Source organism: Streptomyces barringtoniae, assembly GCF_020819595.1.
Classification (GTDB): Bacteria; Actinomycetota; Actinomycetes; order Streptomycetales; family Streptomycetaceae; genus Streptomyces; species Streptomyces barringtoniae.
Window position 1 is genome coordinate 24,958 of the sequence record NZ_JAJHNP010000035.1, and the last position, 12,119, is coordinate 37,076.

At 68.5% G+C, this 12,119-nt stretch carries 10 protein-coding genes; 4 read left to right on the forward strand and 6 right to left on the reverse strand.

What is annotated here, in order from left to right; translation table 11 throughout:
• Nucleotides 1-302: 302 nt before the first annotated feature.
• Nucleotides 303-710 carry an endonuclease domain-containing protein gene (locus tag LMU33_RS38820; RefSeq protein WP_228626556.1) on the forward strand — a complete coding sequence of 136 codons (408 nt, stop codon included), beginning with the start codon at nt 303-305 and terminating at the stop codon, nt 708-710.
• Nucleotides 711-755: 45 nt separating this feature from the next.
• Here the strand turns inward: LMU33_RS38820 and LMU33_RS38825 are convergent, their stop codons facing one another.
• The 3 genes from LMU33_RS38825 to LMU33_RS38835 all read right to left on the reverse strand — a co-directional run bounded on the left by LMU33_RS38825 (nt 756) and on the right by LMU33_RS38835 (nt 8,095).
• The gene (locus LMU33_RS38825) at nt 756-1,652 is read right to left on the reverse strand and encodes an FKBP-type peptidyl-prolyl cis-trans isomerase (protein ID WP_228626496.1); all 897 of its coding nucleotides are present in this window, start codon (nt 1,650-1,652) and stop codon (nt 756-758) included.
• A 264-nt stretch (nt 1,653-1,916) separates the two neighbouring features.
• On the reverse strand, nt 1,917-2,114 hold the full coding sequence (locus tag LMU33_RS38830; protein ID WP_228626498.1) for a hypothetical protein: 198 nt from the start codon (nt 2,112-2,114) through the stop codon (nt 1,917-1,919).
• 26 nt (nt 2,115-2,140) lie between these two features.
• Nucleotides 2,141-8,095, reverse strand: a complete 5,955-nt coding sequence (locus LMU33_RS38835) for a DNRLRE domain-containing protein (RefSeq protein WP_228626500.1) — start codon at nt 8,093-8,095, stop codon at nt 2,141-2,143.
• 780 nt (nt 8,096-8,875) lie between these two features.
• Here LMU33_RS38835 and LMU33_RS38840 point away from each other — a divergent pair.
• Both LMU33_RS38840 and LMU33_RS38845 read left to right on the forward strand, forming a co-directional pair.
• A complete protein-coding gene (locus tag LMU33_RS38840) occupies nt 8,876-9,250 on the forward strand; it encodes a hypothetical protein (protein WP_228626502.1) in 375 nt (124 codons plus the stop codon).
• A 70-nt stretch (nt 9,251-9,320) separates the two neighbouring features.
• The gene (locus tag LMU33_RS38845) at nt 9,321-9,656 is read left to right on the forward strand and encodes a hypothetical protein (protein WP_228626504.1); all 336 of its coding nucleotides are present in this window, start codon (nt 9,321-9,323) and stop codon (nt 9,654-9,656) included.
• A 145-nt stretch (nt 9,657-9,801) separates the two neighbouring features.
• Here the strand turns inward: LMU33_RS38845 and LMU33_RS38850 are convergent, their stop codons facing one another.
• Complete coding sequence (locus tag LMU33_RS38850; protein ID WP_228626506.1) at nt 9,802-10,167, reverse strand: hypothetical protein; 366 nt, start codon at nt 10,165-10,167, stop codon at nt 9,802-9,804.
• 120 nt (nt 10,168-10,287) lie between these two features.
• Entirely contained in the window at nt 10,288-10,758 is a 471-nt protein-coding gene (locus LMU33_RS38855) for a GNAT family N-acetyltransferase (protein ID WP_228626508.1), read from the reverse strand.
• A 491-nt stretch (nt 10,759-11,249) separates the two neighbouring features.
• Between LMU33_RS38855 and LMU33_RS38860 the strand changes: the two genes are divergently transcribed.
• Nucleotides 11,250-11,441 (forward strand): hypothetical protein, encoded by a 192-nt coding sequence (locus LMU33_RS38860; RefSeq protein WP_228626510.1) that lies wholly within the window; start codon nt 11,250-11,252, stop codon nt 11,439-11,441.
• A gap of 302 nt (nt 11,442-11,743) precedes the next feature.
• Here LMU33_RS38860 and LMU33_RS38865 read toward each other — a convergent pair whose 3' ends face one another.
• Complete coding sequence (locus LMU33_RS38865) at nt 11,744-11,950, reverse strand: hypothetical protein (RefSeq protein ID WP_228626558.1); 207 nt, start codon at nt 11,948-11,950, stop codon at nt 11,744-11,746.
• Nucleotides 11,951-12,119 lie beyond the last annotated feature (169 nt).

A 12,119-nucleotide genomic window follows, 5' to 3' on the forward strand; every position in this document is an offset into this window, starting at 1 on the left:
GCTGCGGTTCTCACGGCGTTGCTATCCTCCGTCCGGTTGAGATGGACTGCCAGGACCTGGTCGGCATCGGTCCGTTTGGTGGCGCGCCGAAGAAGGAGTGCAACGAAACAACGCTGATGCGCTGGCGCCAGCGCATCACCCGGGAACTGCAGGAGCTGGGCCATCCTGAGCGGGCAGCACGACGTGAAGGCGGCCAGCCGTCCCATCTGGCGGGGATCGACTGGCGGCGGCTACTCGTGGAGCGAATCGTGTCCGGACGGCGCGGACATGGGGGCTGCCGCGCGCCGTGGTCAGGCTACTGGATGTGGCCGAGCACACCGAAACGCAATGGCTGCAAGCTGCGCGGACCTGCCGGGGGAACACGGGCGTCACCGAGCCGCCCGGCCACGGCTGGCAGGCCCGGAGCCGCCGACGGCAGGCAGACGACAAGCCCCGACTGCTCAACCGCCCCGCTGCGCCCGTACAACGGGGAACTGCAAGGCCACCTGTACTCGGCACTCAGCAGGAAACCCGGCACCAGCCGCAGGGTGGCTGGGTGGACTTGCGCCGTCTGCCGCACCGCACCCGCCGTCGTACTCGACCACTGCCATGAACACGGCTACGTCCGCGCCCCCGTCTGCCACTCCTGCCACACACAAGAACGCCCCGACCGCCTGTACAGCAATGACATCCGCGTGGCGCGGGCCCGCTCGGAGGCCATCGGCCAATAGTGGATCCATGACGTTGTCACGGGCAGTGTGGGAGTACCAGCGTGCTCAGGCTGCTGCCAGGACGTCAAGCACGTAGATCAGGGTCGACCGGGCCGGAACGCCCCTGCGGTCACTCGATCCGTAGCCCAGGCCGGGCGGGACGACCAGCAGGACCCTGCTGCCCACTCGTGTGCCGACGAGCGCGCGGTCCCAGCCCTCGATGACCTTGCCACGGCCGATGACCACCGTCGTCGGGGTGTGGGCCGCCCAGGACGAGTCGAAGACCGTCGCCTGGTCCTTGCCCCGGTTCGTTTCCCAGACGGCGCCGGAGTACTGGATCACGAGTGACTGCCCGGCCTTCACGGTCGCCCCGGAGCCGCGAATGAGCGTCTTGTCGACCAGATGCTTTGGTGCCGCGGTGTCGGGCACGGTGATGGGCGCGGGCCCGGGCCTGGCACCGACGCGGGGAAGGCCGTCCGGGATCTCCGTCTGGTGTCCCTCGGCGGCCGAGCGGGCGGGGACGATCTTCATGATGTCGACGGCGAACACCACTGTGTCGGTGGCCGAGACGCCGAGCCGGGCGTTGCCGGTCTGTCCGTAGGCGGCCTCCGGCGGTGCCACCACCAGGACGCGAGATCCCGCCGGCTGCCCGAGAACGGACCGGTCGAGTGCCGGTATCACCGCATTGCGGCCGACGGGGAAGACCTTGGGTCCTGCGGCCTTGGCGTACGTACCGGGTAGCGAAGTCCCGTTCTTCCAGGTCTTCGCTGTGTAATTGACGATCACGACATCGCCGTTCTCAGCCTTTCGCCCTTTGCCTTCATGTGCGGGGGTGACGACGAATCTGCCGGTCGGCTTCTTCTTCGGGATGGCGATCTCGGCTTTGTGGCCGAACTGCCCCGAAACGCGGGGCAGCACCGTGTCCGAACCGACGGGGTCCGGGACCGGGGGCCTGTGCTGCACGGGAACCGCCGGAACCGGCAGGGGCTGGTGAGTGGACGGTGCGGCCGGGGCGGCTTCGTGTCCGCTGCATCCGGCCAGCAGCAGGACGCAGAGAGCGAGAAATGAGGAGTATGAGGAGATGCGACGCATGAGTTTCTTGTTCGAAGTGGTGGGCGGCCGCTGTGTGGAGGCGGCTGATTCTGCTGAGAATTCCCGGATTGCGGGGTGCTGGCGCCGGCCGGCCGAGACCTCGGCCGGCCGGCGCCAGCGAGTCATTCCGTGGGACTAGCGCTTCTTGCGGCGCAGCCCCCAGGACCTGAAGCGGCCACTGACGAGGACACCCACGCCCGCTGATACGGCGATCAGCAGGGCGGTGCTCCCGGCGTCCAGCGTGACCGGGCGGCCGATGACCGCCAGGCACACGATGAACGTCACCGCCGAGGCGACGAGGAAGACCGCGATCTCGGCCAGCCACATTCGCATGGTCGGACGGTCGTCATCCTGCCGGTTCACCTGGTGATGTAGTGGCATTGCGTCGCTCTCCGGGATCCGTTGATGTACAGCTTCGCGCATGCCTTGCCGTAGTGCGGAAGGTACCGGTTGCCGGGGGCGGAGCGTGTCGGTACGTAGCCCGTGTAGCAGGTGTAGTGCGTCTTGCCCCTGCTGGTGCTATAGGTGTGGTTGTTCGTGTCGGCGTAGGCGAAGTCGATCCTCGTGTTGCAGAACTTGGAGAAGACCCCAAGGGCGTAACAGTCGACGCCGGCCAGCTCCCAGTTGATGTGCCGCCCCGAGCCGTTGATGCTGTGGGTGAACCAGCAGCCGAGAGGAACGCTAAGAGTGAATCCGTCCCACTGGTAGGAGAAGCTGGCGATAGAGGTGGATCCGACCGCGGACATCGTGCTCGCACCGGTGGTCTGCAACGGGAGCGGGATCTGCGCCGCGGCCTCGCCGTCCAGGTCGGTCAGCTGCAGCAGTCCCTCGGCGTTGTTGGTGGTCACCGCGATGCGATCGTCAAGGTCGTACACGTTTCGGGTGAGCCCTGCGGCGCTGGTGTCCCAGGTCGGCTCGCCACCCTCCTCGGCGTAGTGGTTGACGGTCTCGCCGATGAGGCTCCACGTGGTGTCCGGGTTCTGCTGCTCGTCCGACGAGGACGCAGGCCGGTTCTCGGCGTCCAGTTCCCACGTCTTGCGGGTGCCGTTGGCGGTTTCCTGGCTGGTGGCGCCGTTGGCGAAGTACTTCTGGCTGCTTCCGTCCGGGCGGGTGAGGCCGCGGCTGAAGGCGTCATAGGTGTAGCCGGCGTCGACGGGCCGGTCGGCGCTGTCGAAGGCGAACGTCTGGACGCTGCCGGTGGCCGTGTCGATGGTCGCGCAGTCGGCGGTGTACGTCGTCTGCTTGATCAGGTCGCTGTCGCCGTTGTACTCGTCCGTCTTTCGCGTGCACGACGTGTCGTCGGCGGTGTCCACGCGAGTTGGCCGGCCGGTGGCGTCGTACTGGAAAGACGTCGGCACCGTGGCGCCCGCGGTGTGGGCCCGGTTCGCCGTTTCCTCGTGCACGGTGTAGGCGGCGACGTCCGAAAGCGGCACGGTCTGGTCGACGGTGTTGGTGTAGGTGCGGGCCGTTTCGGCCTCGGTGGCGTCTCGGCCGACGCTGAGCTGGTAGTTGTTCGGGAACGTCTCGCTTTCGAGGTTGCCGTTCGCGTCGTACGTGCCGGAGATGGTGCCGGCCTGCGAGTCGGTGAGGGACGTGACGAGACCGCGGGGGTCCTTCGCCGTGTCGTACGTGTACGTGATGGTGGACGGCGCCGAGTCGGTTGCCTTGGTCAGGCGGTCGAGGGCGTCGTACTCCCGCGCCGTGGTGTTGCCCGCTCCGTCGTTGTAGGTGACTTCGCGGCCCAGGTCGTCGTACTCGTGGGCGATGGTGTGACCGCTTGCGGTCACACTGGCGATGTTGCCCGTCTTGCTGTCGTAGGTGGTGGTGGTGTCGGGAACGGCGTCCCCGCCGCCCGTGACGGAGACCTGGACCACGCGTCCGGCACCGTCATAGGTCGTGGTGGTGGTGCTGGTCGTTCCGTTGGCGGTGCGGGTGACCTTGGCCGGGTTGCCCCACCAGTCGTACTCGGTGGTCGTGGTGGGCAATTCGGCAGGGTTGGCACCCGCGTTGGTGACGTTCCCCGCCGGTCCCACCGAGCAGACCAGGTCGGCCCACTCCGGTCGCCCGGCGCACGCCCCGGTGCCGGTGCCGGACCAGTAGGTGGTCACGGTCGTGCCCGCGTCGGTGCCGGTGGACATCGGGTTCCGGGTCTTGATCACGCGGCCGGAGGCGTCGTACGTGGTCCGCTTGGTGATGTTGAGCCCGCTGGGGTCGTCCGAGGTGGACGTCTCCAGGCCCTTGGCCCAGTCGTACGCGGTCGTGGTGGTCCGTACATCGCCGTCGGCGGGGTAGCCGTCGACGTAGGCACCCACCCGGGTGGTGGTGATCAGGCCGGAGGTGGCGGCGCTGCCGTCGGTGGGACGGCCCTCGTCATAGGTGTTGACGGTGTGCTTGCGCGCGGGGATCTCCGTACCGGCCGCGAGGGAAGTGCCTCCGGCACCGGCGGCCAACGGCTGCCCCAGGGTGACCAGCCGCAGCGGGCCGAACTCCTCGGTCTGCAGCTGACCGTCCGTCGAGTACACGGACGTCGTGGACAGCTGCTCGGCGCGGTTGGCTGTCGACTGGCCGTTCAGGCCCAGCCGCGTCAGCGTGTCGAGAGCGGGCCCGGAGGTGGCGAGTGCCAGCTCTCGGTTGCCCGCCGTCAGCTCGCGGACGACGTTGCCGAACCGGTCGAACTCTGCGGCACCCATGTGTCCGCCCGGACTGGCGGTGTTGACCTGACGGCCCGAGGCGTCGATGTAGGAGATGGTGGCGCGGGCGTAGCTTCCCGCGGTCAAGGACGTGCCGTTGTTGGAGGCGGGCACGGCATCGGCCGGGAACACCGCGGTCGCGTCGGTGGGAACATCGGTCTGACCCCAGGCCGCCACGTCGCTCGTGCCCATCGAGTACGGGGCGTTGGTGCCGGTCAGCGGGACGTCGTAGACGACGCTGGTGGTGGCGGTGCCATTGGTCGCGGTTTTGCTGCCGGGCGTGAGGGTAGGCCTCGCGACCTTCAGCAGCATGCCGTCACCGGCGGTCGCAGCGTTGCCCGCCTTGCCGTAGGTGAAGGTCCAGGGCAGTTTGCCGGGTTCGGTGACCTGGTTGACCCGGCCATCGGTGTCGTAGGCGTACTCCGTCTTCAGCGACGGGGTGATCTGCGGGTTCCAGGCCTGCCGCAGCCGGCCGGCGTCGTCGTAGACGTAGGTCTGCACGGTCTTCGACGTGGCGCTCCCGGCACCCGGGACGGTGGACCACAGGCGGACCTCCTTGACCCGGCCGCTGTAGTCACCGAAGACACCGCTGGTCGCGGTGGTGGCGGTGGCGTAGACGAACTCCAGGGCACGGCAGCCCTTGGTCGAGGGCGTCGCCGCACAGGTGCCGGCCGACACTGCGGACGTGGGTGCGATCACCATCTTGGGGCGGGCGAGGGTGGTGCTCCCCGAGATCACCTTCTCCGAGACCACCGTGGTGGTGGTGTTGTCGGACGGCTTGTAGGTGGTGGCGGCCTGCCACGTGGTGGCGGCCGGGTCGACCTTGGCGAAGGTCGTCGTGGTGCCGTCGGTCTCCTTGAGCGTGAAGGAGCCGCTCAGCGACCCGGTGAGGGTGAGATCCCCGGCACCGGGCTCGGCCTTCCAGCCGTTGGCGGTGGTGGCGGTGAAACCGGTCTGCACGCCGTGGGCGTCGGTGATTGCGACAGAAGTCGCGGACGTCTTGCGCACGTACAGCCACAGGGAGTCCGAGGCTTCCGCCATGGTGCCCGACGTCCACTGCGGTCCGAAGATCGCCGCCTGTCCCTCGGCATCCGCCGCTGCGGTGGGGCGACGCGAAGAGGCCATGCGGCCGACGGTCAGGCCGAAGCCCGAGGCGTCGACGGCGGAGAGCACGTAGTCGCCCGTCAGCTGGTTCACCTGACCGGGCCCCACCTCCTGGGACGGGGCGGTACCGGCGTTGCGGTCGACGACGACCGTGCTCACCGGCGAGTAGCCGGTGATGGTGCCGTCGGTGAAGGCCGCGCGCAGGTCGACCGGTCCGTCCTCGGCCAGACTGCTGGTGATGTTCCAGGTCAGGGCCGGCGGGGCGCCGTTCGTCGCGGCCAGCGGCCACGAGGCGACGGCCGAGCCGTCGGCGTTGCGCGTCACATCCGCGAGCGGCACGGTGTGCCAGGCGTCGGTCTCACCGCGCCGGTACTGGTAGGTCACGCCGGTGTAGGTCGGCTTGCCAGTGGCGACCAGGGCGACCCGGCGCGCGGGCCGGTCTCCGTCGCCGGGCGCGAGCAGGGCCGCACCGTCGGCGCCGACTCCGAAGGAGTACTTGGTGGTCGCGGTGGACAGGTTGCCACCGGAGTCGACGGTCTTGGCGTACAGGGTGTGCCAGCCGTCGGCGGGGCTGATGGAGATCGTCAGCGGGTCGCCGCCGCTGCCGTCGGTGGTGTCGTCCACCCGCTTGGGGGTGGACGGATCGTCCAGGCCCCAGTAGAAGCCCTGGCCGTCGGTGGACGTGGTGTCCAGCGTGCAAGTCACCGACCCGCTGGCCTTGGGCGTCCAGGTGTTCTGGCCGTAGGTGGCGCACGTCACCGTGGGGGCCACCGGCAGGCCGGTGTTGAGGACGAAGGCGGAGTAGCCGGACCAGGACCCGTAGTCGGTGCCGTCGTAGGCGCGCACCCGGTAGCGCAGGTGCACGCCCGCGGGGAAGGCGGAGCCGGACGGGATCGTCAGAGTCGAGGTGGAGCCCGAGGCCACCGACTTGCCGTAGGCGGTGTAGGTGTAGGTGGTGTCCGCGTACGCAGGATCCGGGGTGATCTCGAACTGGCCCTGGGCGTTGCCGCCGTCCGCGTCGGTGACCTTCGCCGACAGCGCCGGGGTCAGCGACGTCACGTACCGCTTGCCGTTGTAGGCGTTCACCACACTCGGCGAGATCGCCGCGGAGGAGGTGGTGCCGTAGGAGTTGTACGTGACGGTCAGGTGCGGCTCGACCGAGTTGTCACCGGAGATGTAGTTCGCCGACCGGAACCGACGCCAGGTCAGGGTGTCGGTCTCGTCGGCGCCGCGGACCTGCAGGCCGTAGTTGGCCGAACCGTTGGCCCAGGCCTGCACGATGGCGTCGATGTCGAAGTTCATCGTGCCCGCGGGGCAGGAGGAGCTGTAGCCCAGCGCGGCGGTGTTGGTCTTCGCGTCCGTGGTGGTGGTCGACGGCTGCGTACCCCACGTCACGGTGGAGGAGGACCAGTCGGAGGTGACCCGCCGTACCTGCGTACCCGCACCGGTCGTGGCGCAGGTCGAGGAGTAGTACGAGTACAGCGCCAGGTTGGTGTCAGTGATGTGCTTGCCCTTGTACGGGGTCACATCGAACTTCAGGTACGAGCGGGCCACGTCCGCGCCACCGTCGTACGTGCCCGACTTCAGCTCGGTCGACGAGACCTGTGAGTCGAGGTAGTCCGGGGTCTGCACCCAGGTGTCGGTGGTGACCGCGAGCGTGGAGGTCGGGTCCACCGTCACCGGGTAGGTGGCGGCGGCCAGGAAGTGTGCCGCCGGGGACAGCACCAGCGTCTGCTTGCCGTCATCGGCGGTCTCGATCTTCGTGGCGACCCTCGCCTGCCGCTGCGGCTCGCCGGAGACCTTGTTCCGGCTGGAGTCCCACATCATCGGGGCCGGCGCCTCGGCGACCAGCTTGCCGGCGGAGTCCTTCAGCAGCAGGTGGCCCGAAGCGGCTTGGGAGAGCTTCAGCCCGTCCAGGTTCAGCGGGATCCGGTAGGAGACGGGGCCGCCCGGACGGTGGTCCAGGACCACGTTCTGCGAGAAGCCCTGGGCCAGCGCGGTGACCGTCAGGGTCTGCCCGCTGCCCAGGTCGTACGAGGCGGTGTTGTTCTTCACCTTCGGGGTGGGGAGCTTCTTCTCCCATCCCAGGCCGAAGGACTTGGCACCCTTGGACACGGATGCCAGCGTCGTGTCACCGCCGTCGGAGACCGCGATGTCCGCGGCGGCCGACCGGGGAGTCAGGTGCGGACCGGAGTCGGCCAGCGCCGTGTTGACATCACGCCATTCTCCGTCGCGCTTCACCCGGATGGGGCTGGCGTAAGTGACCGTCTGCAGCTGGCCGTTGGGCAGCGCGTACGTCGTCGAGTCGGCGGTGCGCTCCGACAGCACCTCGATCTTCCGCTGCTGCAGGCGGGCCTGCAGCCGTGCCGAGCCCGCGTCGGCGACCTCCGACGGGCCGTCCACCGGCGTCTGCGGCGCCCGGTGGGCGAGCGTGCGAGCCGCCTGCCCGAGGTTCGTAGGTACCAGGGCGGCAGTGGTACCCGCCGATCCGGCCATCAGCGCGGCTTCGGCCGCCAGCATGAAGGAGACCCCTGCGGCTATGCGGCGCAGGCGGGCCGTCCGCGTGGGGGCGGGTCTGAACAGACCCGGCGTTCGCGCCCAGGGTCTGGGGCGTCCGTGACTCATCAACGAGCTCCGTGATCAGGAATGGAAGAGAGAGTGTGCGTGCACGTATGCAAAGTGCGCGGCAATCATCCACACATCCTCACCCGATCCGCTTTACCAAGTTCAAGAGAGGGTCAAGGAACGGTCTACTGTCGAGGCCAGAGCCCCGGGTGCGAATCTTCGCGGTGAGCCGGGTCGGCAAATCGCGACATGAGTGCGGGGCGAAACGGGCTCTTTGGGTAAGTTGTCCGCTCTTTGACGATCCCTTTAGTGGATGATAAGCAGCCTCTGCAGATACTTTGCCAAGTCTTTAAAGAATATCAATAAGGACTGTGACACTTGTTCATCTTGAGAGCGATTCACAGTCAACATCACATGAGCAGGGCAAATGCCATCAAGGCGGCGAAGCTCCTTTGCAGTTGCCGATACAGTAAAGTGCGCCGGGGCCGACGGCCTTGCACAGCAGGGGAGTTGAGGCTCGGTCCCGGCTCTCGCAACCGACCAAGACCGCACGTGCCGCCCTCGATGCCCTCGCAGGACAGCGGCTCGGCAGTCGTTCAAAACGGGTGGGTTGGGGCATCGGCCACGGGCGGACGATGACACGGCGGCCACCGATGGAGGATCCGTGGCCCTGGGTACCTCTCTCCTCTCGGCCAGGAGCGAGGCGTGTGGGTAGTTTTGGGGGGTATCGCGCACATGGCCTCCCCCCCCCGCCACGGTCGGGTCCACGGCCCGGCGATCGGGGCGTTCGTGTTCGGGCACTACGGTGACCGGCTCGGGCCCAAGAAGCTTCTCTGCCGGCGAGACGCCGACGCCCCTGTCGGCACGTCCCCCACCTCCTCCTGCCCCAATCCGCCGGCCGCCAGTACCTGGTACGCCGGATGCTGGGCACTGAAGCTGTCCTACGATGCGACCACGGGCAACGTCTCGGAGATCGACTTCGTCACCTCCGGCGGCAGCACCCTGCCCCAGACCCCGGTCGCCGACTACACCTACGATGCCGCCGGCCGAAGGCTGGGCGCGCTGCCTGGGCAGGGCCGATCGAGGCAGGCATCGTGGAGCGGGTGTTGAGTATGCGAGCCCAGGACATGTGAGTACCGGGCCCGATCACGGGAGCTCGCCGGGACGGTTGGCTGGGCTCATGAACACGACCTGGGCAAGCACGCATCAGCAGGACACTGACCGCCGGCTCCGAAGGTGGTCCGGCTGGGGACTTGGACTGCTGCTGCCGATGGTCGTACTCAGCTTCGTCCCGGTCCTCGCCAGCGTGCGCGGAAGCCGGTGCATCACTGACGGTGACGAGTGCTCGGCGGTCCCCGGCGCACTCCTCTACGGATGCTTCTGGACGGCCGTGGTCGCTGGCTTGACGGCGCTGTTGTGGCCCCGGGCCCGCTGGACGGGCGCCCGAGTCGGGCTCGTCGTGGTGCAGTGGACGGCTCAGGTCGTGCTGGCCTGCCTGATCCTCAGCTACGCCTGAGCTTGCTCTTCAAGGGTTTCAGCCGGGTCGGGGGTAAGCCGGCCATGCTCGGCGGGTTGTTCGCAGGTCGTCGGTGAGCGGCCGGGTGAGCCGGAGCTGAGTGTGGGCGGTGATGATCGGCCCGGTTCAGCGGGCCGCGTCCAGATCAGTGGTTGCTCCGGTCCGCTGAGGCCTTCAGCGGCAGGCACCGGCCGCACGTGCGCCGGTCGCAGACGTCGGCCGCCTGGTCGCCCCAGAGTTTGTAGTGTCGCCAGCGGGACTCGTGGCACAGAGAGTCCGGGCCCGACTGCGGCATCACCTCCAGCACACGCCGCGACGCGGACCGGGAGGCGGTGAAGCCATTGGGCATGTCCGGGTCGAGCGCCGAGAATAGCGACTGCACGATCGCCGCCAGGCCCTGGCGGTAGCCCGGCAGGTCCCGCAGTGGAATCCCGGGACCCCGCAGCCGGTCGGCGGCATCTGCCTGCGCGCGCCACTTCCGGGCGCCGGGCTCGTCCAGCCATGACCCCATTCAGTGCTCCTCTCGAGGGTTGCGACGGCCCTCCTTGTAGTACCGCGTAGTACCGCCACGTGCCCGGGGCACGCGACACGCCGCGCGGTGCACCCGGGTGGCGTTCGCAGAGGCGGGCGTTCAGAGCCTGCGTTCCAGGAGCGGCCGTGGGCGGCGGCCGGGAGGGCGAGGCTGGTAGCCGGGGGGCGAGCCGAGGTGTTGGCAGACCCCGCCGTACTCGGGAAGAGCCACGCTCAACTCCTTCTCCAGGGCGGGGAAGAAGAGCTTGGCGTGGGGAGACTGGTGGGTGGTCTGCCATGTGTAGCCGGGGCCGTCGGTGAGCGTCCGGCGAATCAGCTGCCGGCCGAGGCCTCGGCGTTGGTGGTCGGGGTCGATCGAGATCTTGTTGATGCTGCCGACGCGGCAGCCGTCGCACACCACCCACACGAGCCGGCCGATGTCGTATCCGTCCCGGTCGAACATCTGGAGATTGCGGTAGCCGGGCGGATGCGGTGGGGGCCAGTAGAGGAACCTGACCTCTTTGTGCCAGGTGGTCAGCCGGATCCAGCGCCACCGGCGCGGCGACACGTTCTCGGCTATGGGGAGTGTCACTGGCTCCTCCTCGGTACTGCGCAAGTCGCCGCACCGCACGGTTCACAAGTTCGAGTGGATCTTGCGTTCGTGCCGCGCACCCGGCCCTTCCTAACTCCCTTACGGACGGACAGATTTGAGCACAGACAGTGATTCTGGCAAACCCGCCTCTGACAAACCCGCCTCTGACAAACCGGCCGGGGAACTCCGGTTCGAGTCCCCTCGCCTCACCGTCCTGCGCCGCCACCCCGCCACCACCTGGGGGATGGCCCGGCGTCTTCCGTACCTCGTGCGCCGCGCTCTCGCTCTCGCTCTCGCCTGGAAGATCGACCGGCGGACCGTCGTCTGCGCAAGTTCCGCAACCTCATCAAGAACTTCGCCGACCAGCTCGAAGTGATCCGCCCCGAACTCAACGACGTCGTCAAGCACTTCGACGCCTACCTGGCCACACCCGTCCCCCTGCCTGCTACCGGATTGCGCGCCGATCAGCTGGAGCAGGCCATGGAAAGGCCATGGAACAGGAGTGCGCACGGGCCCACGCTGTATACGTCTTCGGCGACCTGAAGGTCCTCACCTCCGCTGAGGTTCTCCACTACACTGCCCACACCCGTCCCCGCAGCAGCGGAGCCTGGCTGTTGATCGCCACAGAGCGGGCCTACGTCTTCGACGAGGTCTTCGGCACCGCGGCCGCCCAGGCCGCCTGAGAACGCCGTCCATGCGGCCGGCGATGCTGATCGCAAGGGAGTCCCTGGGTGACTCTGCCACCGCCGGTTGAGCCGATGCTCACACGAGCTGCGAAGTCGGCGCCGGGCCCGGCCGCGCTGCGCTTCGGGGTCGCCTTTGATGCCCGCGGCCAAGGGGACGGCAGAGGCGGGGAGCCCATGGTGGGTCGCTGGTCCGTGCACCGGGCCGGGCAGTCGGGGAACCCGCCCAGCGAGATCCCTCCGGCCCCACGGACAGACGACGGCACACGGGATTCCGCCCGGTGCCGCCGGCCCGGCAGCGGCTACGACCGGGGGAGGGGAAGTGCAGTTCGCGCCGCGGCTTCGGACTGCCCGATCGGCATAGGGGGTGCTGAGGGGGCGGGCGACGCCATCGCACCGATTACGTGATCGAGTTCGCGCAATATGCTCGTCGCCGCGTCACGGACCCGCGCAGGTACATCGCCCCGTTCCGCGACAAGCCGGTGGTAGATCGGAGCGTCTTGGAACATGTGGTCCCGTCCTGTGATGATCATGACTAGTACGGGTGCTGAGTCTAGCGCTGTGACCGCATAGGCGGGTCACGTTGCTGCGCCAGTCAGGTCCGGGGTAGGCGTCGTTCGCTACGGTCCCTTCGTCGGGCGGCATTCGCCACCGATGCGGCCTGGGTGCGGCGTTGGC